The sequence below is a fragment of the Desertivirga xinjiangensis genome, assembly GCF_024436435.1.
Lineage (GTDB): Bacteria > Bacteroidota > Bacteroidia > Sphingobacteriales > Sphingobacteriaceae > Desertivirga > Desertivirga xinjiangensis.
This window is the reverse complement of sequence record NZ_JAFMZP010000003.1, coordinates 147,864-170,875: the sequence shown is the minus strand read 5'-3', so window position 1 is coordinate 170,875 and position 23,012 is coordinate 147,864. Positions and strand designations below refer to the sequence as shown.

Below are 23,012 nucleotides of genomic sequence, written 5' to 3'. Positions count from 1 at the left end.
CGTATTGCACATAAAGAATATACCCAAATTTGCTGTTAGGATTTGAACAGTCGATGAACATACCGCTTGTAGAATTTTTGAAATCGCCAGCGGAAACTTCTTATTCGACCATCAGAACGACTTGCGATAGAGGATGTATATTTGCCGTTGAAAGATCCTTGTTCAATTAGCGGAGGGTGAGCCCAATACATTCTTATAACTCCTTCATTAATCAGGTCGTTATGCCACCAGTCTATTACTTTATCGCATTTTATCACTTTTAGCCGATTAAGCATGTTTTTAACTGCCTGTTGATCAACAAGGTAGGCGGCTGCGCATCTGCCCATCTTTGCGGGGTACAGGTGTCGGCTTTTTTTCGTCTCTCTTAGGGAAGGAAATTTCAGTGTCGAGTTCTCGAGCGAGACGATAAAGCCTTCATCTAGTGAATCAGCTTCTTTAATAATATTTCTTATGTCTCTTGAAAAATCTCCCAAAAAACAAACATCGTTCTCAAATATAATGGCGTATGGTTTATTTGCTTTTACTATCATCTCATAACAGAGAATGTGCACAAGAGTACAAAATAACGGTCCATTAGTCAAAACATCCCTGATATCTGAAATAAAGTACTGTCTAATCCATAATTCGTTTTGTGTTTTATCTAGTGATTCTGTTACGAATTGAAAATCAAAGTTCAAATTGCGCAAGTGATTGTTAAGGAACTGCTCTCTTTCCTCATATCCGGTAATTCCATGGACGATATATACATCATCTATTCCCAATTCTGAATTGACACTCATACCTATACAAAATTTCCCCAATATTAGGCAATTATGTTCAAGGAGGCAATTATGTTTATTATGCGGGTAGGTGGTAAAATTGGCTTTGAGATAATCGACCAGTAATTAGAACTAATTAGTAGTTTTGAGTTTCACATTTTTCGATGCATATTCTAATTGTTTATCCTGGCATTATCCCTGTGACATTGTATGGTGGTACTGAGCGCGTAATATGGTATCTTGGGAAGGAGCTGCTACAACTTGGGCATAAAGTTACTTACCTTGCCAGGAAAGGCTCTTCCTGCTCTTTCGCCCCGGTAATAGCTTTCGATCCGGCGAAAGCGATTTCTTATCAGATCCCAGAAGATGTAGATGTTGTTCATTTCAATTTTTCGCCGGGTGACCTGAGTCGCATGACTAAACCGTATGTTATAACCATGCATGGGAATACGAATGATCAGAGTATGTTCGACCGGAATACCATTTTTATTTCAAAGAACCACGCTGACAGGTTTGGATCGGAGGTGTTTGTGCACAATGGTCTTGACTGGAGTGACTATTTAAAGCCAGATTTCTTTGTTGACAGGCAAAGGTTTCATTTTTTGGGTAACGCAGCATGGCGGGTGAAGAATGTTCGGGGTGCAATTGATGTCATTACAAGAACCAAAAATGAAAAGCTGGATGTTCTAGGCGGCGTTAGGTTTAATGTCAAAATGGGTCTGCGGTTTACTTTTAGTCCCCGGGTACGCTTTTATGGCATGGTTGGAGGAGAGCAGAAATTTGAATTACTTAATCGCTCAAAAGGCTTAATTTTCCCCGTAAGATGGCACGAGCCTTTTGGGCTTGCCATTATAGAAAGCTTATATTTTGGTTGCCCTGTTTTTGGAACTCCGTATGGTTCCTTACCGGAAATTGTTTCTGCTGAGGTAGGTTACCTTAGCAACAATGCGACTAAATTATTGGAGGCGATAGAGAGTAGTGCAGCATTTTCTAGTAAAAAATGCCATGAGTATGCTGTTGAGATGTTCAATTCAAAAAAAATGGCGTTGTCCTACCTTGAAAATTATGAAAAGGTTTTAGCCGGCGAAATGTTAAACGAATATCCACCCAGTCTGAAAGAGGTTCAAACAGTAAAGTTTTTAGACTGGGTGAAGTAGGAAGTGAAAAAACGTGGTTAGTGTTCAACTATTCATTATTTCTTCAATCTCCTCGGGTTCTAATGGAATATCAGCCATCAGGTCAATATTTCCGTCCGCAGTTATTAATATGTCGTTTTCAAGCCTGATTCCTAAACCTTCTTCCTGGATATAAATCCCAGGTTCGCATGTTAGGATGTTGCCTGCTTCAAAAGGCTGATAGCGGCTTGCAAAGTCATGTACGTCTATTCCCAGGTGATGAGATGTGCCGTGCATAAAATACTTCTTATATAAAGGCATTTTGGGATTTTGTTTAGATACATCGTGTTTATCTAGTAAACCTAAACCGATCAGCTCGCTCTCCATGATTTTTCCAACCTCATCATGGTAGTCGTTCCATATCGTGCCTGCTACAATCATTTTCTTTGCTTCTTTAAACACTCTTAATACGGCATTATATACATCTCTTTGTCTTTGGGTGAAGCGCCCGTTAACAGGAATAGAGCGGCTGAGGTCTGCATTATAGTTCGCATATTCGGCTGCAAAGTCAAATAGGATAACTTCTCCGTTTTTACAGACCTGATTATTATCATTGTAATGTAAAATATTTGCATTTTTCCCGGACGCTATAATGGGATTGTAGGCATGACCTGTAGCGCCTTGCCGGATAAATTCATGAATGATCTCTGCCTCAATTTCATATTCTTTTACACCTGGCTTAACGAACTTTAGAATTCGAATAAAGGCGTCTCTGGTTATGCTGCATGCTTTTCGGGTCAGCTCAATTTCAATTGGTGATTTCTTTGAACGAAGAATTCTCAATATTGGCGCGGATCGTTCGTATTTATGCAGTGGATATTTGTATCGCATCTCTTCTATAAATCTAAGATCGCGGTATTTCACCACACCCACTGCCCGGTCGTTCTCATTGGTATTCAGATAGATGTTGTCGGCATAGTTAATTATTGTGGGCAATATGTTCCAAAATTCCCCAAGCCAGTATACATTTTGAATGCCGGACGTTAGTCTAGCTTGGTCTTTGGTATATTTATGTCCTTCCCATATGGCGGTATGGTCATTTGTCTGTCTTAAAAATAGGACTTCTCTATAGGCGGGATTAGGACAATCAGGGTATAATAATAAAATTGTTTGCTCCTGATCTATTCCTGAGAGATAAAATAAATCGCTGTTTTGTTTAAAAATAAAATTTTGATCGCCACTTCTGGGGAATTCATCGTTAGCGTTAAATATCGCTATCGAGTTGCCTTTCAGTTTATTAATATAATTTAAGCGATTTAAAACGAATAATTCTTTATCTATCAACGGATATTTCATTCTATTACGATTTTGGTTATTTATAAAACCTTTCTTTGCGATTCTTGTTTATGCTGAAGAAATTGGAACAATATTTGGATGATTTGGCAAAATCAAACTTATATTTATTTTTGTAAAAAATTACACAATTAAAAATTGTTTAACCTTAAAAAAAACACAGCATGAATTATTCTACATTAAAGAAAGTTTTTGCGGTATCAGCTTTAGCATTAGCCGGTGTTAGCACCGCTTCTGCTCAGGATGCAACTGCAACAACTTCTGCCCCTACCACCACGGTATTTGGTGGTAGTAGCCAGTACAGAACATGGTCAATTGGAGTAAATGGCGGAGTATTAGCTCCAATCATTCCTTTTGGATCTAACGATTACAATGAGTGGGAAATGGACTTCGGTTATGGAGCATTCATTAAGAAACAATTCACTCATGGCTTTGCTGCTAAATTGGATTTCCACCGTGGTAAATTAAATGGTGATGCAGATGTTTCGAATCCTCCCGGAGCAGCATCTACAGGTTTCCAAACTGAATTGCACTATGCAATCGCTTTAAAAGGTGTGGCTTCTTTTGGAAACGTTAGTTTCTTAAGCAGAACTAAAAATGTTAACTTCTATGGTGAAGCCGGTGCCGGTATAGCTAGCTACGATGTTAAATCTCAAAGGATTCCGGTTGCAGGAAACGATGGCGAGGATGCATTATTCATTCCAGTAGGTGTAGGTGCTAACTTCAAGTTGAGTAACGTTATTACTTTAAACTTAGGTTACACTGCTAACTTCCTAGACAATGATGACCTTGACGGAGCATTTGATAATGGTTCTTCTAACAAAGACAGATGGTCTTATGGTTACGCTGGTTTAGAGTTTGCTTTGGGTAATAAAGCTAAACCTAGCTTGCTTTACACTAACCCAATTGCTGTAATGTATGATGAATTAAAAGATCCTACTTTACGTCAGGAAGTTGAAGCTTTAAAAACTCGCGTAAGCACTTTAGAAAACACAGTAAATCAACTTTCTGCTGATGCTGATGGTGATGGTGTTTCTGACAAGTTTGACAAAGAGCCTAACAGTGCTGCTGGTGCAGTTGTTGACGGTTCTGGTCGTACTATCAAGTTCCCTAACGCTGATTCATTAGCTTCTGCTGCAAATCCTTACGGCAACATCCAGTTTGAATTTGACAGCTCAGTGCTTAAAACCTCATCTTACCCTGCTTTAGACAAAGTTGCTTCTGATTTAAGAGCTAACTCTGCTGCTAAAATTGGTTTAGATGGTCACGCATCTGCTGAAGGAACTGAGTCTTACAACGTTAACTTATCTCGCGATAGAGCTAACTCTGTAAAAACTTACTTGGTTAACTCTGGTGTTGATGCAAACCGTATCAGTGTAAAAGCTTACGGTGAAAGCCGTCCAATCGCTTCTAATGCTACAGAAGAAGGACGTGTTCAAAACCGTCGTGTTGAAATCAAAAGATAATATAGTATATTAAGCATATTATCGAAAGAGGGCTTTCAAAAGAAGCCCTCTTTTTTTATGTTTGTATATGTACTTTTTCAGGAAGAAAGATCCAAATCGCCCGGAGAGTTTTAATTTAAAAGTGATGCATATAATAAATGCTACGGCTATTATTATGTTTCTCGCAGGGCTGATTTACAAATTAATCGATTGGTTTGTCTTGAAAAGGTAAATGTTTGCAAGCACAAAAATTGAAATAACACCGGGACTTGTTTTTTGCGTCATTTTGAAACAGGTTCAGGATCACTTGAGCTAAATATTATTCAAGGGATCCTGAAACAAGTTCAGGATGACGAACTGCATAAAAGAAACGATTCATCGTCTGTTATGATTAGCAAATAAAACTCATGAAAATAATTATCAATACATCCAATGCACCGGCTCCAATAGGCCCATATAATCAAGCGGTTCTCGTAAACGGGAGTCTGTATGTGTCGGGGCAGATCGCAATAGATTCTGAAACAAATCAACTGGTAGTGTCGTCAATTGAAGAGGAAACCCACCAGGTACTGAAGAATGTAAGTGCTATTTTAAACGAGGCATCTTTCAGTTTTAATGACATAGTTAAAACCTCCATTTTCCTTTCTGATATGTCTCTGTTTCCAAAAGTGAACGAGATTTATGGTTCATATTTTACAGGCGAGTTTCCTGCCCGCGAAACTGTTGCCGTGGCCGGCTTGCCCAAAGGAGTTAATGTTGAGATCTCAGTAACAGCGATAAAGCACGATCAGGATTAAAAAGCACATTGGCAGTTCATACTCTCCAAACGCCTATTGAATACCTTAAGGGAGTAGGTCCCCAAAGAGCTGATGTCTTAAAAAAAGAGCTGGGAATATTTACTTATAGAGATCTCCTGTATCACTTCCCATTCAGGTACGTCGACCGTACTAAGTTCTATAAAATTAATGAGCTAACTGCCGAGCTTTCCTCACTGCAGGTCATTGGCAGGTTGGTGTCGAAGGAAATCATCGGTGAAAAACGATCAAAGAGACTTGTTGCCAGGCTAAAAGATGATACCGGTGTTTTGGAGTTGGTGTGGTTTCAGGGTATTAACTGGCTGGACAGAACGCTTCAACCTGGAAGTGTTTATATTGCATTTGGAAAGCCTAATGAATTCAACGGGCGGATCTCCATGCCTCACCCAGAACTGGAGCTGTATAATCCGGGAGCAAAAAAAACTGGCAATCTTACCCTGCAGCCTGTTTATAGTTCTACGGAGAAGCTCAAACAATTCTCTCTTGATACCAAGGGTATTCAAAAACTTCAGAGTGTCTTGCTCGAGTTGATCCTTAAAGATATAGAAGAAACTTTACCAGAATATATTTTTAAAAAATTTAATCTGCCTGATAGGAAAACTGCCATTCTGAATATTCACTTTCCCCCTGACACGGCATTGCTGGATACCGCCAGGAAGCGACTTAAATTTGAAGAACTGTTTTTTATCCAGCTAAAGCTGCTAAAGAATAAGTTGCTTCGTACCCAGAAATTCCGCGGGCGTGTTTTCGGACAGGTTGGCGAGAAATTCAACACCTTTTATAATGAAAAGCTTCCGTTTGAACTAACTAATGCTCAGAAGCGTGTAATTAAAGAAATACGGATGGATACCCAAAGGGGAATCCAGATGAATAGATTAATTCAGGGGGATGTAGGAAGTGGCAAAACGGCGGTAGCTTTGATGAGTATGTTGCTGGCACTTGATAATGATTGTCAGGCTTGTATGATGGCTCCCACCGAGATCCTTGCTCAGCAGCATTACCACTCGATAAAGCAGTTGCTTGGGGTGGGCTTCGTGGAGGTTGCCTTACTTACCGGTTCAACCCCTAAAAGGGAAAGGAAAAAGATTCACGATGCATTATTAGACGGGACTTTGCATATCCTGATAGGAACGCACGCTTTGCTTGAAGATGAAGTTCAGTTCAAAAGCCTGGGCTTAGCGGTAATTGATGAACAGCACAGGTTTGGAGTACAGCAACGTTCGAGGCTTTGGAAAAAAAATCAAATACCTCCGCATATACTGGTGATGACAGCGACTCCTATCCCCAGGACCTTAGCTATGACCTTATATGGTGATCTGGATGTGTCAGTAATTGATGAGTTGCCTGCCGGCAGGAAGCCGATAAAAACGATACACTTGTTTGAAAGCCAGCGCTTGCGGATGTATGGTTTCATGCGCCAGGAAATAGCTAAAGGACGCCAGGTGTATGTGGTTTATCCATTGATTAAAGAAAGTGAAAAGCTGGATCTGTTGCATCTGGAAGCAGGAATAGAAGCTATATCAAATTTTTTTCCATTGCCCGAATTCAAGATAAGTATAGTGCATGGAAAGCTTAAGCCGGCGGACAAAGATTTCGAAATGCAGCGTTTCGTAAAAGGTGAGACCCAGATCATGGTTGCTACAACTGTGATTGAGGTAGGAGTAAACGTTCCAAATGCCAGTGTCATGGTAATTGAGAATGCCGAACGTTTTGGCCTGTCGCAGCTACACCAGTTGAGGGGAAGGGTTGGACGAGGTGCCGAACAATCCTATTGTGTGTTAATGAGCGGTAACAAGTTAAGTCGTGAAGGTAAGATAAGACTGCAAACCATGGTTAAAAGTACTGACGGCTTTGAGATCTCTGAAATTGACTTGCAGCTGCGGGGGCCGGGAGATATTGAGGGCACCCAACAAAGTGGTGTTCTTGATTTGAAACTAGCGGATCTAGCCCAGGACCAAAAAATCCTGCAAGCCGCACGGGAGGAAGTTATTCAGATATTTGAAAGGGATCCTGAATTGAAAGCGGAAGAAAACCGGCTGCTCAACGATTTCTTTATCAAAAAAGACAATGGAATTACATGGAACAATATTTCATAAAATTCTTTGCAGTAGTTTTGGTTGTTATATGTTTGTTTTATACACATAGCTTATTTCGGCAAAATAGAACTTATTAATATCCGTGGAAACAGACCCTAGTACGAGCCCCAAAACAGACCCCTATATTGCATTGCGCTTTCCTGAATTCCGTTCATTCCTGGGAATGCGATTTTTTCTAACATTTGCTTATCAAATCCAGGCTGTGGTTATTGGCTGGTATATATATCATCTCACAAAAGATCCCCTTTCCCTTGGAATGATAGGACTTGCAGAAGCCATTCCTGCTATCGGGATTGCACTGTATGGTGGATATGTAGCTGATAAATCTGAAAAGACCTTCTTGCTCAAATGTATTTTATCCGGAATGTTCATTTCTTCGGGAGTGCTTTTCCTAATTACTTTGCCGCAATTTTCGGCACAGATAGGCAATTCACATGTAGTATGGCTTATTTATGCAATGATCTTTTCAATAGGTATAGCCCGTGGATTTTTAGGACCTGCAGTTTTCTCGCTGATGGCCCTTATCATACCCAGGGAGCATTATCCAAATTCTTCCACGTGGAACAGTACTAGCTGGCAGATCGCTTCTATCGCTGGTCCGGCCACGGGTGGGTTAATATATGCGTATGGAGGAATATCAGTGACTTTTTTTGTTGTGCTGGTCCTTCTTGCAGCTTCGTTTTGCTGTACTTTTTTTATAAAGAAGCGTCCACCAAATTTCATCCCGAAAGAGAATATCGTAAAAAGTTTATCAGAAGGTATCCGCTTTGTATTTAACAGTAAGATGATGCTTGGAGCTATGAGCATTGATCTTTTTTCGGTATTCTTTGGTGGTGCCGTTGCGTTAATTCCGGTTATTGCGAGTGAAGTGCTGCATGTTGGAGCAGAGCAATTCGGAATGCTAAGGGCTGCTCCTGCCCTTGGTGCGGTGCTCACCATGTTATTTATGGCGAGGCATTCACCAATGGATAAGCCATGGAGAAATCTATTGCTTGCCGTGACAGGTTTTGGGGTGTCAATAATTTGTTATGGACTGTCAACAAACTTCTATCTCACCTTAATTTTCCTGTTCTTTGAGGGAGTTTTTGATAGTGTGAGTGTGATTATCCGCTCCACTATTATGCAGCTTCTTACACCTGATGAAATGCGGGGGCGGGTGTCGGCAGTCAATTCGATGTTTATAGGTTCATCAAATGAAATCGGTGCCTTTGAATCAGGATTAACTGCGAAGTTAATGGGGATAGTGCCAGCTGTGGTGTTCGGAGGAAGCATGACATTGCTGGTGGTAACCGTTACCTACTTTAAAACCAGGGTACTGGTTCCTCTGGGCTTGAAGGAGATTCACGCCGGAGAAAATTAATATTTCTTTTTCAATAGCTTGACAATTAAAGTATTTAGCCTATCTTTGCAGTCCCAATTTAAGGGGTATAGTATATTGTTTAATTAATTTAATATCAAGCAAGTGAATACGTTAAGTTACAAAACTGTCTCTGCCAACAAACAGACGGTCAACAAAGAATGGGTAGTTGTTGACGCTCAGGGCGAGATTTTGGGGCGCTTGTCTACTAAGATCGCGATGATGATCCGTGGTAAACACAAGCCTACTTTCACCCCAAACGTAGACTGTGGAGATAACGTTATTGTTATCAATGCAGACAAGGTTAAACTGACAGGAAACAAACTAAGTGACAAAACTTACGTTCGTTACACTGGTTATCCAGGTGGTCAGCGTTTCATTTCTCCTAAGGAGTTATTGGCGAAACATCCAGAGCGCATCATTGAGAAAGCTGTTCGTGGTATGTTACCTAAAAATCGTTTGGGCCGTGCAATTTTCAAAAACCTACATGTTTATGCAGGTGCAGCGCATCCTCATGCCGCACAGAGTCCAAAAGAAATCAAACTTTAATTAGAGAAAAGAAATGTCAACTACAAACACTTCAGGAAGAAGAAAAACTGCAGTTGCCCGCATTTATTTAAGCGATGGTAGCGGCAACATTACCGTAAACGGTAAAGATTATAAAGAGTACTTCCCAACCTTACCATTACAATTCATCGTTACACAATCTACAGAGGTTTCTGGTTCTGCCGGTAAATTTGATGTTAAAGTAAATGTAGCTGGTGGTGGTGTTAAAGGACAAGCGGAAGCTGTTCGTTTAGCAATTGCAAAAGCTATTGTTGAACTGGATCCGGAAACTAAATCAGGATTGAGAGCTAAAGGAATTATGACCCGCGATGCCAGAATGGTTGAGCGTAAGAAACCAGGTCGTAAAAAGGCTCGTAAAAGATTTCAATTTAGTAAACGTTAATTTAAGGAGGATCAGACAATGGCTAGAACAACATATCAGGATTTACTTGATGCAGGTGTACACTTTGGTCACCTTACCCGTAAATGGGATCCAAAAATGTCTCAGTACATTTTCATGGAGCGCAATGGTATCCATATCATAGATTTAAATAAAACTTTAACAAAGCTTGAAGAAGCTGCGGCTGCGATTAAGCAAATCGTGAAGTCTGGACGCAAAGTGTTATTTGTTGCTACTAAAAAGCAAGCAAAAGACATCGTTGCTCAGCAAGCTAAATCAGTGAACATGCCTTTCGTAACCGAGCGTTGGTTAGGTGGTATGTTAACTAACTTCGCTACAGTACGTAAGTCAATCAAAAAGATGTCGAACATCGATAAGATGACTAAAGACGGTACTTTTGACGTATTATCGAAGAAAGAGAAGTTAATGATTCAGCGTGAGCGTATTAAGTTAGAAACTCTTTTGGGTGGTATTGCTGACTTAAATCGTCTTCCGGCTGCATTATTCTTGGTAGACGTTAAAAAGGAACACATTGCTGTTACTGAATCTCTAAAGTTAAATGTGCCTACTTTCGCAATGGTAGATACTAACTCAGATCCATCTAACATCGACTTTCCTATCCCTGCGAATGACGATGCAACTAAATCTATCCAGTTAATTACTGACATTATCGTGAAAGCGATTCAGGAAGGTTTAGATGAGCGTAAACGCGATAAAGAGGATGAGGCTGAAAAAGAAGCTGCAGCAGCTAAAGCTAAAATCGATAGCGGTGCTGAAGCTAAAGAAGCTCCTCGTGCAGAACCTAAAGTAACTGCGGAAGCAGGCGAAGGTTCAGCTGAATAAGTCCCTTAATCCCCAACAGGGGAATAATAATATTTTTATAAATAAATTTACTCCAAGCCCCCTTTAGGGGGTTTGGGTGTTTTAAAAGAAAAAGAACATGTCTACAGTACAAATTTCCGCCTCAGACGTAAACAAACTACGCCAGCAAACTGGTGCAGGTATGATGGATTGCAAAAAAGCTTTAATTGAAGCTAATGGCGATTTCGAAGCTGCTATCGATTACCTTCGTAAAAAAGGTGCTAAAGTAGCTGCAAGCCGTCAGGATCGTGAGTCTAACGAAGGTGTTGTAATTGCTAAAACTACTGCTGATGGAAAACGCGGTATCGTAGTAGAGGTTAACTGCGAAACTGATTTCGTTGCAAAGAATGCGGATTTTATCGCTTTTGCTAACAGCATTGCTGATTTGGCTATAGAAAATAATGCCGCTTCGGCTGATGAGCTTACTGCTCTGGAATTAAACGGAACAAAGCTTTCTGACCTGATCCTTGACCAAACTGGTAAGATCGGTGAGAAAATTGGTGTTTCTAAATTCGAGACAGTGTCTGGAGAGAAAGTAATTGCTTACATTCATGGTAATTACCGTTTAGGAGTATTAGTTGCTCTAACTGCTGATGCTGCTGGTGTCGATGAAGCTGGAAAAGATGTTGCAATGCAAATTGCTGCAATGAACCCGGTTGCTATTGACAAAGGTGATGTTGATGCCCGCACTATTGAGCGCGAGCTGGAAATTGCTAAAGAGCAGATCCGTGCCGAAGGCAAGCCTGAAGAAATGGTTGAAAAAATCGCGGCTGGTAAACTGAACAAATTCTACAAAGAATCTACTTTATTAAACCAGGAGTTTGTTAAAGATTCTTCTAAAACTATCGCTCAGTTCTTAGACAGCGTATCAAAAGGTTTAACTGTTACTGCTTTCAAACGTGTGCAGTTAGGCGCATAATTTGGAGTATTATGTTTTCAGACGCTGCGAATCAGTGGTCTGGCTATAAAATAATCATATCCTCGCCCCAACAGGCGAGGATTTTTTTTGTCAAGTCTGTCCCGTTTATTTGTGTCCTCGCTTTCCAAATCATTAATCTCGCTCTTCAATCGGAACTTTTTGCTATTTTTGCCAAATTTCTCACTTAAATGAAGTACAAGCGTATCCTTTTAAAACTTAGCGGCGAATCTTTAATGGGCGATAAACAATACGGTATTGACAGCGACCGGGTGTTACAATATGCCAAAGATATTAAAGCAGTTCACGACCAGGGAATAGAAATAGCAATAGTGATTGGCGGAGGAAATATTTTTCGCGGCTTAAGTGCAGAGAAGTCGGGTATGGACCGAGTTCAGGCAGATTATATGGGGATGCTGGCAACAGTTATTAATTCCATGGCTTTACAGGATGCCCTTGAAAAACTAAGTGTTAAAACCCGTTTAATGACTGCTATCAAGATGGAGCAGATTTGCGAACCTTTTATCAGGAGACGTGCCGTACGGCACCTTGAAAAGAGAAGGATCGTAATTTTTGGAGCCGGTACCGGTAATCCATATTTCACCACTGATACTTGCGCATCCTTGAGGGCGATAGAAGTCCAGGCCGATGTGGTATTAAAAGGTACTCGTGTAGATGGTATTTATACTGCTGACCCAGAGAAGGATCCTAATGCTACCCGCTATGATGAGATATCATTCCAGGAGGTTTATAACAAAGGACTGAACGTAATGGATATGACAGCATTCACCTTATGCCAGGAAAACAAGTTGCCAATTATTGTATTCGATATGAATAAATCTGGTAATTTCATGAGAATCACTAACGGCGAGCCTATAGGAACTTTAGTAAGAGAATAAAATTTTTAGGATCATAAATTAAAAACGATGAACGACCTTATAAAGAAGCAACTCAATGATGCAAAAGCAGTAATGGATAAAGCAATCGCTTTTACCGATTCCGAATTAACCAAGATTCGGGCAGGTAAAGCAAGTCCTTCCATGCTTGATTCTGTTATGGTTGAATACTATGGCGCCCCTACTCAATTAAGTGCAGTAGCAAGCGTTAATACGCCTGATCCTCGAACCATAGTGGTGCAGCCATGGGAAAAGAATTTACTTAGTGCTATTGAAAAAGCTATTATCGACTCTAACGTTGGCTTGAATCCTCAAAATGATGGTTCTGTTATCAGATTAAACGTACCGCCTCTGACTGAAGAGCGTCGTAAGGATCTTGGTAAGAAAGTTAAAGAAGAAGCTGAACGTGGACGCATTGCCATCCGAAACATCAGAAAGGATGCGAACTCAAAGATTCAGAAATTGAAGTCTGAAGGTGTTTCCGAGGATGAAATTAAATCAGGAGAAGCTGAAGTTCAGAAGCTGACTGACAGTTACATCGTTAAGGTGGATAAACTTTCTGAAGCTAAAGAGAAAGATATCATGACTGTTTAAAGTTCTAATTTTAAAGTCAAAAGAAAGGGAATGGGCTGTATGGTTCATTCCCTTTCTTATTTTTGTGGTCCATGAAATTGCTACTCAATTATTTAAAGAATTATAAGGGTTTAATTGCGCTGGCATTATTGTTAGCTGCAATTAATCAAATATTCTCTTTTTTGGATCCCTGGATATTCAGGCAAATTATCGATAAGTATGTAACACATTACAAAGATTACTCAACAGAGGAATTTTTTGAGGGTGCAGGAATGCTGATCCTTGCGGCTATGGGTGTCGCCATGGTGTCGAGGATTGCGAAAAACTTTCAGGATTACTATGTTAATGTGATCACCCAACGGCTGGGCGCCCGTATTTATTCTGATGGTTTAGCCCATTCATTGGAGCTTCCCTATCAGGTATTTGAAGATCAAAGGAGTGGCGAAACTTTAGGCATCTTGCAAAAAGTGCGTATAGACACTGAAAAGCTGATCATAGCTTTTATCAATATAGTTTTTACAAGTGTAATTGGGATTACTTTCGTCTTTATATATGCTATAAATATTCATTGGGCTATAGCAGTGTTTTACATATCTGTAATTCCAGTACTTGGTACAATTAGTTCTGTATTAAGTAAAAGAATTAAAGTTGTTCAAAAAAGTATAGTTTCTGAGACCACTGCTTTAGCGGGATCGACAACTGAATCGCTGAGAAATATTGAGCTGATAAAAAGTCTTGGCTTGTCTTCGCAGGAAATTAAACGGCTCAATAATACCACGGAAAAGATATTAGTCCTCGAACTTAAAAAGGTTAAGTATGTTCGCAGCTTGAGCTTCGTTCAGGGCACATTAGTAAACCTTTTAAGAAATAGTATCATCTTTCTAATGATGTATCTGATCTATGATGGACAGATAACGGTTGGTGAGTTTTTCTCCCTGTTCCTTTATTCATTTTTTATTTTTGGCCCATTGCAGGAGTTAGGTAATATAATAAACACCTATCGCGAAACTGAAGTGTCTTTGACTAATTTTAAAAGTATCTTAAACACTCCGAAAGAAGCGAAGCCTGCAAATCCGGTTAAAATCGGCAGAATTAAAGAGCTGGAATTTAATGAAGTCAGCTTCAAACATCTTACCGCCAACGGAAATGCACTAAATAATATTAACTTCTCCATGAAAACCGGTGAAACGATCGCCTTTGTTGGTCCCTCCGGATCTGGTAAGACTACCCTCGTTAAGTTGTTGGTTGGTTTGTATCCACCGCAGGAAGGCCAGATTTTGTATAACGGGATTTCCTCACGTGACATTCACCTGGATGAGCTGAGAGAAAAAATTGGCTTTGTGACGCAGGACACCCAGCTGTTCTCGGGCACGATTAGGGAAAACTTACAGTTTGTAAGACCTAGTGCTACAGATGACGAATGTATGGAGGTTCTTCAGAAGGCCGCTTGTCACAATTTGCTGGCCAGGGCAGATAAAGGCTTGGATACTGTTATTGGAGAAGGCGGGGTAAAGGTTTCCGGCGGAGAAAAGCAACGTCTGTCAATAGCCCGGGCTTTGCTGCGTCAGCCTAATATCCTGGTTTTTGATGAAGCGACTTCAGCCCTTGACTCTCTGACAGAAGAGGAAATTACAAAAACCATCAGGGCTGTTTCAGATATGAGTGATCATATCACCATACTTATAGCCCATCGTTTATCTACGATTATGCATGCAGACAGGATCTTCGTCCTCGAAAAGGGAAATATAATTGAAGCAGGAAGGCACTACGAGTTACTCGAAGAAAAAGGGCTTTATTATGCTATGTGGAGGCAGCAGATTGGAGAAAAAGTATCTTTAGAAAATTAAAGATATATTACAACATTAATACATGAACAAACTGCTTTTTCTCAATATCGGTTTTCCGGAAGTCGTTCTTATCCTTTTCTTTGGGGCGATACCTCTCATACTTATAATTGTCTCCTTGGCAAGCATAATGAAGTCTGATTTTAAAGACAGTACTACAAGGTTGATTTGGGTACTTATTGTGCTGTTCTTGCCGGTACTAGGCTCACTGCTTTATCTTTTAATGGGACGACGGGCAAAACAGGATGTCTAATAAAGATGCGTCTGCTTTAACAAGTTAGAGACTCTTTTTTATTGATGAATCCGTAGACTCCGCTTCGCTCAGTCTACGGACAGGCAGGGGCACACGTGCGCTAGCATACGTTAAACCGCTAGCGCACGCGTGCCGCGTGTGTTAAAACTATTTCAATTTAGCCAGTGCTGCTTTTACTCTTGGGATCATAGCTGCTATTTCCTCTGCATCACATGCTCCTACTGAGGCGCGGAACCAGTTGACTTCATGTCCTGTACCGAATGCAGAAAAAGGTACCAGGGCAACCTTGGCTTCCTTGATAAGGTAAAAGTTTATGTCTGCGCTATTTTGCAGTACCTTTCCATCAGGGGTTATTTTTCCTGCATAATCAAGTTTAAGAGTAAGATAGATTGCCCCCATAGGCTCAATGGAGTCAACTGCAAATCCTTCGGCCTTTAATTCTTGGAATCCCTGATAGAGCGTATTTAAACTGTCCTGTATACGACTTTTGAAATTTGAAAGGTATTTGCTAACGTTATCAGCGTCCTGCAAGAACTTAGCCATTGCTACTTGTTCGGGTTTCGGTGCCCAGGCACCCATATGGCCGACAATCGAGCGCATTTTATCGATCACGTATTCTGGACCGAATCCCCAGCCTACCCTCACTCCGGTAGCAGCAAAACACTTGGATGCTCCGTCGATATAAATTACATAGTCTTTGATCTCTGGGCGCAGACTAACAGGATCAACATGCTGATGATCACCGAAGGTTAGCATTGCATAAATTTGATCGTAAAGAATGTAAAGCGGTTTTTCGCCTGCTTTACGGGTACGATTCTCTTCTAATACAAGATCACAGATTTCCTCAAGATTCTGCTTCCCAAACATTGTACCGGTTGGATTAAGTGGAGAACATAAAGCCAGAAGAGTTGCGCCAGCGATATGCGGCCGTAAATCTTCTGCCGTAGGCATAAAGTTATTTTCTGGCTTTGTTGGCACTGCTATGCCTTTTGCGCTGGTAAGGTCGCAATAGTGGTTGTTGTTCCAAGACGGTGCAGGAAAAAGGACAGTATCCCCCGGATCAATAAGTGCCAGGTAAGTGGCGTAAATAATAGGTCTGGATCCGCTTGAAATAAGGATTTCATTAGTGTTTAGTTTTAAGCCAAACTCTTTGTTCATGAATGCACTAACACTTTCACGAAGAGGCAGGATGCCGTCGGCCGGAGGGTAATTGGTTTGATGCTGATCATAAGCATCTTTGATCCCGAAAGTAAGTTGTTCCGGAATAGGGAAGAGGGATGCATCAAAGTCACCAATAGTTAGGTTGGCAATCTGCTGACCCTGTTTTTTAAGTTCGTTTATTTCGCCTGCAATCTTGATGATTTCAGAGCCTTTTAGATGTTGTGCTAAACGCGATACTGACATATACTATTACGATTCTTTATTCGGATACTAAATGCTTAATGGCTTTATCAACTTTTTCAAAGTTGAATCCAGCCAGGGTCTGTTTGAAGGCTGCGGCTATTTGATCGTTGCAGAGATTCCCTATACTCCCTTCGTGTGTGTGTGTTACTTTTTCAGGAGCCTTGAACTCATTCTTTTCGATCTCATAACCTACTTTTTTGTATGCCTCCCGGAAAGGCATACCCTTTAAAACTTCTTCATTTACAGCTTCAACGCTGAAAAGATACAAGTATTTCTCATCCTTTAGGATTTCATCCTTTACAGTAATATTCTGAAGCATATAGGTCGCCATTTCCAGGCATTCATTCAGCGACTGAAATGAGGGAAAAAGATTTTCTTTTAATAATTGGAGGTCACGATGATATCCAGATGGAAGGTTGGTGGTCATCAGCGCAATTTCATTTGGCAGAGCCTGAATTTTATTGCAGCGTGATCGCATCAATTCAAAAACATCCGGATTCTTTTTATGAGGCATGATGCTGGAACCAGTGGTTAACTCATCAGGAAAGCTGATAAAGCCAAAGTTCTGGTTGATGAACAGTGTCACGTCCATCGACAGTTTTGCCAGTGTGGCTGCGATAGAAGACATTCCTTGAGCTAAAAGACGTTCTGTTTTACCGCGGCCCATTTGAGCATAAATCACATTGTAGTTCAATGATTCAAAACCCAGCAGTTTAGTGGTCATTGTACGGTTTAAGGGGAAGGATGAACCATAGCCGGCAGCAGACCCAAGGGGGTTTTTGTTGCAGACCTTCCAGGCGGCAAGCATAAATTCGAGATCGTCGGTTAAACTTTCTGCGTAAGCACCGAACCATAATCCAAAGGAAGAAGGCATGGCTATTTGCAGGTGCGTGTATCCGGGCAGTAGTTTATCTTTATGTTCTTCACTGAGGCTTATCAGTTGGCTAAATAAGCTCTCGGTATTTTCAACGATGCGCTGTATCTGGCTGCGGAAGTACAATTTCAGATCCACCAATACCTGGTCGTTGCGCGACCGACCGCTGTGAATTTTTTTACCAGCCTCGCCAATACGTTGGGTAAGCAGTAATTCCACCTGAGAGTGAACATCCTCTACTCCTTCCTCAATATAAAAATCACCAGCTTCTATTTCTTTGTAGATGTTTTTGAGTTCTTTCTGAACAATTATCAGATCTTCTTTACTGAGCAGGTTGATGCTTTCCAGCATTTTGGTATGAGCCAGTGATCCCAGCACATCGAAAGCTGCCATTTCTGCGTCAAGTTCCCTGTCTTTTCCTATAGTAAAGGTTTCTACTGATTTTTCTACCTGTTTATCTTTTTGCCAAAGCTTCATTTTGATTTACGATTTTAGAATTACGATTGTCTGCTGTATCAGACTTTCTTAACGTTCCTAATGCAGCTACAATAATAGAAAGAAGTTCGTTAGCTTCTTTCCAGGAGTTTAAAATTACTGATCGAAAATCTGGATTAAATTCGTTGAGTAACTCCAGGAAGAACATTGATTCATCGAATTCTTCTTTCGATTTTGCTCTGCAAGCAGGCCGGTAATTTGCAACAACAGAGCTAGAGCATCCTTTCCAGCATTTGAATGTATAGCTCGATTCCTTCATTAATTTCATCCAGGTAAATGAATTCATCTGCCATGTGTGAGCGTGCACTGTCGCCAGGACCCAACTTCACTGAGGTTATATCCAGCAATGCCTGGTCGCTTGTAGTTGGAGAGCCATAAGTTGTTCTCCCTAGTGCCAGTCCTGCCTGAACAAATGGATGATCCTTGCTTATCGAAGAAGGCTTTAGACGAGTAGAGCGAGGTGTGACATCGCAGGCAACATGTTGTTTTATAATATCGACGACTTCTTCGTTCCGGTAGGCATCCGTAACCCGGACATCTACTGTAAAGTCGCATTTAGCCGGAACTACATTGTGCTGTGATCCTGCATTGATCACAGTAACCGACATCTTGGTTAACCCAAACAGTTCCGATTTATTCGGGAATTCATAGGTGCGGAACCACTCAATGTCTTTGAGTGCCTTATAAATTGCATTGTCACCCTCTTCTCTCGCTGCATGGCCGGCTTTGCCATGTGCGACACAATCAAGAACGATGAGTCCCCGTTCTGCGATTGCCAGGTTCATTAATGTAGGTTCTCCAACAATGGCGAAATCTAATGGACCTAGTTGAGGAACCAGAGACTCTATGCCATTTTTGCCTGAAACTTCTTCTTCAGCTGTTGCTGCGATGCAAAGGTTGTACTTGAGCGCAGCCTTGTCGTAAAAATGACGGAATACGGCTATGAGTGAAACCAGGCAGCCGCCTGCATCATTACTACCCAGGCCATAAAGTTTGCCATCCACCACCTTAGCCTCAAAAGGATCGCGGCTGTAGCCTGGATTGGGTTTGACCGTATCATGATGGGAATTTAGTAGTATAGTTGGTTTACTGGCATCATAATATCGGTTGAAGGACCATATATTATTTTGATGCCGGTTTGCTTTTAGTTTATGATCCTTAAAAAAAACTTCAATCGCATCCGCAGTTCTATCCTCTTCCCTGCTGAATGAAGGAGTTGCAATTAAAGTTTTTAAGAGCTCTATACTATCTTCTGCCAGCTGATTTGACATTAGTTCTCGTCCTTATATAAGCCTCCTGCTTTCACAGAAGCTAACTTAATTCCTTTTATAAGGGCCGAACTAAATCCATTATGTTCCATCTCATTCAGACCTGCTATTGTACAGCCTTTTGGCGATGTAACTTTGTCTATTTCATGTTCTGGATGCGTACCATGAAGTAAGAGCAGATCCGCTGCTCCTTTGGCAGTCTGCACAGCCATTTTTAAAGCATCCTCAGCATGGAAGCCAATCTCGACACCACCCTGAGAAGCGGCACGGATAGAACGTAAAAAGAAAGCAATGCCGCAGGCGCATAATGCAGTTGCTGAAGACATCAGGTCCTCGTTGATCTGAACGACAGAGCCAACAGTTTCAAAGAGCTTCTTTGTAAGATCTACATACTCCTGACTTGCATTATCAGTGGTAATACAGGTCATGGATTGCCCGATAGAGATGGCGGTGTTTGGCATTGCCCTCACCACCTGTACATCTTCGCTGAGATGAGCTTTTATGTCTTTGCAGGAAACACCCGTAATCACGGAGATCACCAATTGTCTGGCTGGATCAACAGCCTCTTTTATTTCTGCTAATAGTGAATTTAACTGTTGAGGAAGAACAGCCAGTACAACAATCGAAGCTTTAGAAACTGCCTCAAAATTGTTTGTTGTTGTTATATAACCTTCGGCAGTCTGCGCTGCGAGATTGTTAATGTTTCTCCTGGTGAGTGTAATTTGGGAAGCCTGGAATGTGTTTGATTTTACCAAACCATTGGCAAATGCTAAACCCATGTTTCCACTGCCCAAAATGGCGATATTGTTCATTTTATGCGAATAGTCTTGTTCCAAAAAGTTGTTCATTTAAAAGTGCCAGTTCATCAGACTTACCAATGTAGACCTCAGAAACGCCACTGTTTATGGCTTTAAAGGCGTTTTCTAATTTAGGGAGCATGCCTCCGGCAATTATATTATCGACTTTGAGGCTGTCAAATTCGGATGAGCTAATTTCTCTGATTATAGAATCGTCGTTGTTCACATCCTGTAGAACGCCTTTCTTTTCAAAACAATATACCAAACTTACCTCATATAAGGAAGCCATAGCAACTGCGATAGACGAGGAGACAGTATCAGCATTTGTGTTTAATAACTGGCCCTCACCATCATGAGTAATTGCAGAAAAGACGGGAATAACTCCAGTTTGCAGTAAAGCACTTAGCTTTTGGCTATCTACCGAATCTGAATTAAGATCACCAACAAAACCGTAGTCAATATCCTTAACAGGCCGGCGTGTTGCCCGGATTAAATTAGCATCTGCACCAGTTAATCCTATAGCATTACATTCGAACCTTTGTAATTGGGCAACGATGTTTTTATTGATCAAGCCAGCATATACCATAGTTACTACCCGAAGGGTTTCTATATCAGTGATCCTCCGGCCTTCAACCATTTTAGGTTCAATTCCTAAAGTATGAGACAAGTCGGTGGCAAGTTTACCACCCCCATGAATTAGAATTTTATATCCATCCAGAGAAGCAAAGTCATTTAAGAAGTTGTAAAGATTCTCCGAATTATCTATAACGTTTCCGCCTATCTTAATAACATATAAACGCTTCATTACAATTCCTCCAGAATGTTTTTGAGGACCGCCTGAGCTGCCCAAACCCGGTTACCTGCTTCTTTAATAACTAAGGAATGTTCGCTGTCGAGAATATCAGAGCCAAGTTCGAGATCACGGCGTACTGGAAGGCAATGCATAACTTTTGCGGCATTCGTGATCTTGAGCTTTTCCAGGTCCATCATCCAGCCATCACCTTCAGTTAAGATCTTGCCATAGTCTTTATAACTTGACCAGTTTTTTGCGTAAATAAACTCAGCACCAGCTAAAGCCTCATCCTGGTTGTAGGTGATGTGCGCGCCGGGAGTAAATTGTTCGGCCAGTTCATATCCTTTCGGGTGAGTGATCACGAAGTCGATCATTCCTTCGGTCTGAGCCTTGCACATCCACTCGGCGAATGAATTGGGTACAGCCTGAGGAAGAGGCTTCACATGAGGAGCCCAGGTTAGAACTACCTTCGGTCGTGCAACCTTTTTGTGCTCTTCAATTGTTATTAAGTCGGCAAGGCTTTGTAGTGGATGACGGGTCGCACTCTCCAGACTAACCACAGGTTTGCCACTAAACCTGATGAACTTGTTAAATATATCTTCGCTGTAATCTTCTTCGCGGTCTTTCAAGCCGGGAAATGAACGTATTCCCAGGATATCACAATATTCCCCCATTACACCAGCTGCTTCACGGATATGTTCTACAGTTGTTCCGTTCATGATCACTCCGTCACGAGTTTCAAGAGCCCAGCCCTCCTTGTCAATATTCATCACAATTGGAGTCATGCCTAAATTCAGAGCGGCTTTTTGAGTGCTTAGCCGGGTTCGTAAGGATGGGTTCAAAAAGATTAATCCTATTGTTTTATTCCGGCCAAGCTCCTTAAAGGCAAAAGGGGTATTTTTTAGCTCCAATGCTTCCTTTACAAGCGCAGGAACGTTCTGAACATCATGTACTGAAGTAAATAATTTCATTCTTAAGTTTTTTAGATTAAAGACCGGTCGTTACAGGCTCTGCGGCAACTGCTAAACTAAAAGCCTCCAAAAACCTATCTGCATGTGCCTTTTGTAAGTTCAATGCCGGCAATAAACGAATTACGTTTGGTTTAGCTTCGCCAGTAAAAATATGATGTTTAAAAAGAAGGTCTTTCTTAACATGGCTGAATTCTTCTGACAGGTCGATGCCTATCATCAACCCTCTTCCTCTTACTTCTTTTACCTGGCTGAATTTTCGCAATTCGGTGATTAGGTATGAGCCTACTTCAGAGGCGTTCTCTAGTAAATCGTCTTGTTCAATTACTTCCAGAACTGCCAATGCTGCTGCACAGGCCAAGTGGTTACCGCCGAACGTGGTTCCTAGCATACCATGCCATGGCTTGAATTTAGGAGATATAGAGATACCGCCGATAGGAAAGCCATTTCCCATTCCTTTGGCCATTGTATAAATATCAGCGTCTATGCCAGCAAAGTCATGAGAGTAGAAGTCTCCTGTCCGGCCATAACCGCACTGTACAGAATCTGCTATGAACACCGCATTATACTGGTCACACAAGGAGCGTATTTTTTGAAGGAAAGTCGCGGAGGCAACTTTAATGCCGCCAACTCCCTGAATCCCTTCTATGATTACTGCTGATATTTCATTTCCTTCTTTTGCAAAAGCCAGCTCAAGGGCAGCCTCATCATTATGGGGAAGAAAAATTACATTTTCCGTTTGGTTAACCGGAGCAACAATTTTAGGATTGTCTGTAACAGCAACAGCGAGTGACGTACGTCCGTGAAAGGCACCTCTAAAAGCGATAACTTTCTTCCGTTCGTTGTAGAAGGAAGCGAGTTTAAGCGCATTTTCGTTTGCTTCAGCACCAGAACTAACTAGAAAGAGTTGATAATCCGTCTTGCCCGAAACTTGTCCGAGCTTTTCTGCCAAGGCCTGCTGTAGAGGGATCTGAACGGAGTTGGAATAAAAACCCAGTTTGTTAAGTTGATCGGTAAGACGGGAGACATAATGAGGATGGGTATGCCCAATAGAGATTACAGCATGCCCCCCGTATAAATCCAGATATTCCTGACCTTGATTATCCCAAACTAAACTTCCCTGTCCTTTTACAATTTCAATATTGTTGAGAGGGTAAACGTCGAATAGTTTCATATGTGTAGGGT

24 protein-coding genes are annotated in these 23,012 nt (G+C 41.2%); 14 read left to right on the top strand and 10 right to left on the bottom strand.

What is annotated here, in order from left to right; genetic code table 11:
• Positions 1 to 35 precede the first annotated feature (35 nt).
• Positions 36 to 779, bottom strand: a complete 744-nt coding sequence (locus tag J3P37_RS08960; protein WP_256010766.1) for a glycosyltransferase family 25 protein — start codon at positions 777 to 779, stop codon at positions 36 to 38.
• 143 nt (positions 780 to 922) lie between these two features.
• On the opposite strand from J3P37_RS08960, the gene J3P37_RS08955 reads away from it, so the two are divergent.
• Positions 923 to 1,915, top strand: coding sequence for a glycosyltransferase (locus J3P37_RS08955; protein WP_256010765.1), 993 nt, complete (start codon positions 923 to 925; stop codon positions 1,913 to 1,915).
• A gap of 24 nt (positions 1,916 to 1,939) precedes the next feature.
• Here the strand turns inward: J3P37_RS08955 and J3P37_RS08950 are convergent, their stop codons facing one another.
• Positions 1,940 to 3,229 (bottom strand): aminopeptidase P family protein, encoded by a 1,290-nt coding sequence (locus J3P37_RS08950; RefSeq protein ID WP_256010764.1) that lies wholly within the window; start codon positions 3,227 to 3,229, stop codon positions 1,940 to 1,942.
• A 161-nt stretch (positions 3,230 to 3,390) separates the two neighbouring features.
• Between J3P37_RS08950 and J3P37_RS08945 the strand changes: the two genes are divergently transcribed.
• From J3P37_RS08945 to J3P37_RS08890, 13 genes are all read left to right on the top strand, one after another.
• The gene (locus J3P37_RS08945; protein ID WP_256010763.1) at positions 3,391 to 4,692 is read left to right on the top strand and encodes an OmpA family protein; all 1,302 of its coding nucleotides are present in this window, start codon (positions 3,391 to 3,393) and stop codon (positions 4,690 to 4,692) included.
• Between the two features lie 67 nt (positions 4,693 to 4,759).
• Complete coding sequence (locus J3P37_RS23105) at positions 4,760 to 4,903, top strand: DUF6728 family protein (protein WP_369414063.1); 144 nt, start codon at positions 4,760 to 4,762, stop codon at positions 4,901 to 4,903.
• 175 nt (positions 4,904 to 5,078) lie between these two features.
• Positions 5,079 to 5,468: a RidA family protein gene (locus tag J3P37_RS08940; protein ID WP_256010762.1), complete on the top strand. Its 390-nt coding sequence runs from the start codon at positions 5,079 to 5,081 to the stop codon at positions 5,466 to 5,468.
• A gap of 8 nt (positions 5,469 to 5,476) precedes the next feature.
• Positions 5,477 to 7,582: an ATP-dependent DNA helicase RecG gene (gene recG / locus J3P37_RS08935; RefSeq protein WP_256010761.1), complete on the top strand. Its 2,106-nt coding sequence runs from the start codon at positions 5,477 to 5,479 to the stop codon at positions 7,580 to 7,582.
• Positions 7,583 to 7,664: 82 nt separating this feature from the next.
• Positions 7,665 to 8,942 (top strand): MFS transporter, encoded by a 1,278-nt coding sequence (locus J3P37_RS08930; protein ID WP_256010760.1) that lies wholly within the window; start codon positions 7,665 to 7,667, stop codon positions 8,940 to 8,942.
• 102 nt (positions 8,943 to 9,044) lie between these two features.
• A complete protein-coding gene (gene rplM / locus J3P37_RS08925; RefSeq protein ID WP_256010759.1) occupies positions 9,045 to 9,488 on the top strand; it encodes a 50S ribosomal protein L13 in 444 nt (147 codons plus the stop codon).
• A 13-nt stretch (positions 9,489 to 9,501) separates the two neighbouring features.
• Complete coding sequence (rpsI, locus tag J3P37_RS08920; RefSeq protein WP_256010758.1) at positions 9,502 to 9,888, top strand: 30S ribosomal protein S9; 387 nt, start codon at positions 9,502 to 9,504, stop codon at positions 9,886 to 9,888.
• Positions 9,889 to 9,906: 18 nt separating this feature from the next.
• A complete protein-coding gene (gene rpsB / locus J3P37_RS08915; RefSeq protein ID WP_256010757.1) occupies positions 9,907 to 10,728 on the top strand; it encodes a 30S ribosomal protein S2 in 822 nt (273 codons plus the stop codon).
• Between the two features lie 97 nt (positions 10,729 to 10,825).
• Positions 10,826 to 11,665: a translation elongation factor Ts gene (gene tsf, locus J3P37_RS08910; protein WP_256010756.1), complete on the top strand. Its 840-nt coding sequence runs from the start codon at positions 10,826 to 10,828 to the stop codon at positions 11,663 to 11,665.
• Positions 11,666 to 11,853: 188 nt separating this feature from the next.
• On the top strand, positions 11,854 to 12,561 hold the full coding sequence (gene pyrH / locus J3P37_RS08905; protein WP_256010755.1) for a UMP kinase: 708 nt from the start codon (positions 11,854 to 11,856) through the stop codon (positions 12,559 to 12,561).
• 27 nt (positions 12,562 to 12,588) lie between these two features.
• Entirely contained in the window at positions 12,589 to 13,152 is a 564-nt protein-coding gene (frr, locus tag J3P37_RS08900) for a ribosome recycling factor (RefSeq protein ID WP_256010754.1), read from the top strand.
• Positions 13,153 to 13,223: 71 nt separating this feature from the next.
• The gene (locus tag J3P37_RS08895; protein WP_256010753.1) at positions 13,224 to 14,978 is read left to right on the top strand and encodes an ABC transporter ATP-binding protein; all 1,755 of its coding nucleotides are present in this window, start codon (positions 13,224 to 13,226) and stop codon (positions 14,976 to 14,978) included.
• 22 nt (positions 14,979 to 15,000) lie between these two features.
• Positions 15,001 to 15,228 carry a PLDc N-terminal domain-containing protein gene (locus tag J3P37_RS08890; protein ID WP_256010752.1) on the top strand — a complete coding sequence of 76 codons (228 nt, stop codon included), beginning with the start codon at positions 15,001 to 15,003 and terminating at the stop codon, positions 15,226 to 15,228.
• 147 nt (positions 15,229 to 15,375) lie between these two features.
• Here the strand turns inward: J3P37_RS08890 and J3P37_RS08885 are convergent, their stop codons facing one another.
• Genes J3P37_RS08885 through J3P37_RS08850 form a run of 8 tightly spaced genes read right to left on the bottom strand, consistent with a single transcriptional unit; the run spans position 15,376 to position 23,001 of the window.
• A complete protein-coding gene (locus J3P37_RS08885; protein WP_256010751.1) occupies positions 15,376 to 16,632 on the bottom strand; it encodes a pyridoxal phosphate-dependent aminotransferase in 1,257 nt (418 codons plus the stop codon).
• A gap of 16 nt (positions 16,633 to 16,648) precedes the next feature.
• Entirely contained in the window at positions 16,649 to 17,983 is a 1,335-nt protein-coding gene (argH, locus tag J3P37_RS08880; protein ID WP_256010750.1) for an argininosuccinate lyase, read from the bottom strand.
• Positions 17,961 to 18,260, bottom strand: a complete 300-nt coding sequence (locus J3P37_RS08875; RefSeq protein ID WP_256010749.1) for a hypothetical protein — start codon at positions 18,258 to 18,260, stop codon at positions 17,961 to 17,963. The genes argH and J3P37_RS08875 overlap by 23 nt, the downstream gene beginning before the upstream one ends.
• Positions 18,214 to 19,272: a M20 family metallo-hydrolase gene (locus tag J3P37_RS08870; RefSeq protein WP_256010748.1), complete on the bottom strand. Its 1,059-nt coding sequence runs from the start codon at positions 19,270 to 19,272 to the stop codon at positions 18,214 to 18,216. Before J3P37_RS08870 ends, J3P37_RS08875 begins: the two co-directional genes overlap by 47 nt.
• Positions 19,272 to 20,081 (bottom strand): pyrroline-5-carboxylate reductase, encoded by an 810-nt coding sequence (gene proC, locus J3P37_RS08865; RefSeq protein ID WP_256011273.1) that lies wholly within the window; start codon positions 20,079 to 20,081, stop codon positions 19,272 to 19,274. The genes J3P37_RS08870 and proC overlap by 1 nt, the downstream gene beginning before the upstream one ends.
• A 1-nt stretch (position 20,082) precedes the next feature.
• On the bottom strand, positions 20,083 to 20,871 hold the full coding sequence (gene argB, locus J3P37_RS08860; protein WP_256010747.1) for an acetylglutamate kinase: 789 nt from the start codon (positions 20,869 to 20,871) through the stop codon (positions 20,083 to 20,085).
• Entirely contained in the window at positions 20,871 to 21,830 is a 960-nt protein-coding gene (locus J3P37_RS08855; protein WP_256010746.1) for a Rossmann-fold NAD(P)-binding domain-containing protein, read from the bottom strand. Before J3P37_RS08855 ends, argB begins: the two co-directional genes overlap by 1 nt.
• Before the next feature lie 16 nt (positions 21,831 to 21,846).
• Positions 21,847 to 23,001 carry an aspartate aminotransferase family protein gene (locus J3P37_RS08850; RefSeq protein WP_256010745.1) on the bottom strand — a complete coding sequence of 385 codons (1,155 nt, stop codon included), beginning with the start codon at positions 22,999 to 23,001 and terminating at the stop codon, positions 21,847 to 21,849.
• Positions 23,002 to 23,012: the final 11 nt, after the last annotated feature.

Bases quoted from the DNA above. Each gene is read 5' to 3' on its own strand.
- J3P37_RS08895 (WP_256010753.1), top strand. From the start codon at position 13,224: ATGAAATTGCTACTCAATTATTTAAAGAATTATAAGGGTTTAATTGCG.
- J3P37_RS08890 (WP_256010752.1), top strand. From the start codon at position 15,001: ATGAACAAACTGCTTTTTCTCAATATCGGTTTTCCGGAAGTCGTTCTT.
- J3P37_RS08850 (WP_256010745.1), bottom strand. From the start codon at position 23,001: ATGAAACTATTCGACGTTTACCCTCTCAACAATATTGAAATTGTAAAA.
- rpsB (WP_256010757.1), top strand. From the start codon at position 9,907: ATGGCTAGAACAACATATCAGGATTTACTTGATGCAGGTGTACACTTT.
- frr (WP_256010754.1), top strand. From the start codon at position 12,589: ATGAACGACCTTATAAAGAAGCAACTCAATGATGCAAAAGCAGTAATG.
- J3P37_RS08950 (WP_256010764.1), bottom strand. From the start codon at position 3,229: ATGAAATATCCGTTGATAGATAAAGAATTATTCGTTTTAAATCGCTTA.
- J3P37_RS23105 (WP_369414063.1), top strand. From the start codon at position 4,760: ATGTACTTTTTCAGGAAGAAAGATCCAAATCGCCCGGAGAGTTTTAAT.
- J3P37_RS08885 (WP_256010751.1), bottom strand. From the start codon at position 16,632: ATGTCAGTATCGCGTTTAGCACAACATCTAAAAGGCTCTGAAATCATC.
- J3P37_RS08940 (WP_256010762.1), top strand. From the start codon at position 5,079: ATGAAAATAATTATCAATACATCCAATGCACCGGCTCCAATAGGCCCA.
- J3P37_RS08955 (WP_256010765.1), top strand. From the start codon at position 923: ATGCATATTCTAATTGTTTATCCTGGCATTATCCCTGTGACATTGTAT.
- pyrH (WP_256010755.1), top strand. From the start codon at position 11,854: ATGAAGTACAAGCGTATCCTTTTAAAACTTAGCGGCGAATCTTTAATG.
- proC (WP_256011273.1), bottom strand. From the start codon at position 20,081: ATGAACAATATCGCCATTTTGGGCAGTGGAAACATGGGTTTAGCATTT.
- J3P37_RS08870 (WP_256010748.1), bottom strand. From the start codon at position 19,272: ATGTCAAATCAGCTGGCAGAAGATAGTATAGAGCTCTTAAAAACTTTA.
- argH (WP_256010750.1), bottom strand. From the start codon at position 17,983: ATGAAGCTTTGGCAAAAAGATAAACAGGTAGAAAAATCAGTAGAAACC.
- J3P37_RS08960 (WP_256010766.1), bottom strand. From the start codon at position 779: ATGAGTGTCAATTCAGAATTGGGAATAGATGATGTATATATCGTCCAT.
- argB (WP_256010747.1), bottom strand. From the start codon at position 20,871: ATGAAGCGTTTATATGTTATTAAGATAGGCGGAAACGTTATAGATAAT.
- J3P37_RS08875 (WP_256010749.1), bottom strand. From the start codon at position 18,260: ATGAAGGAATCGAGCTATACATTCAAATGCTGGAAAGGATGCTCTAGC.
- J3P37_RS08945 (WP_256010763.1), top strand. From the start codon at position 3,391: ATGAATTATTCTACATTAAAGAAAGTTTTTGCGGTATCAGCTTTAGCA.
- J3P37_RS08855 (WP_256010746.1), bottom strand. From the start codon at position 21,830: ATGAAATTATTTACTTCAGTACATGATGTTCAGAACGTTCCTGCGCTT.
- tsf (WP_256010756.1), top strand. From the start codon at position 10,826: ATGTCTACAGTACAAATTTCCGCCTCAGACGTAAACAAACTACGCCAG.
- rpsI (WP_256010758.1), top strand. From the start codon at position 9,502: ATGTCAACTACAAACACTTCAGGAAGAAGAAAAACTGCAGTTGCCCGC.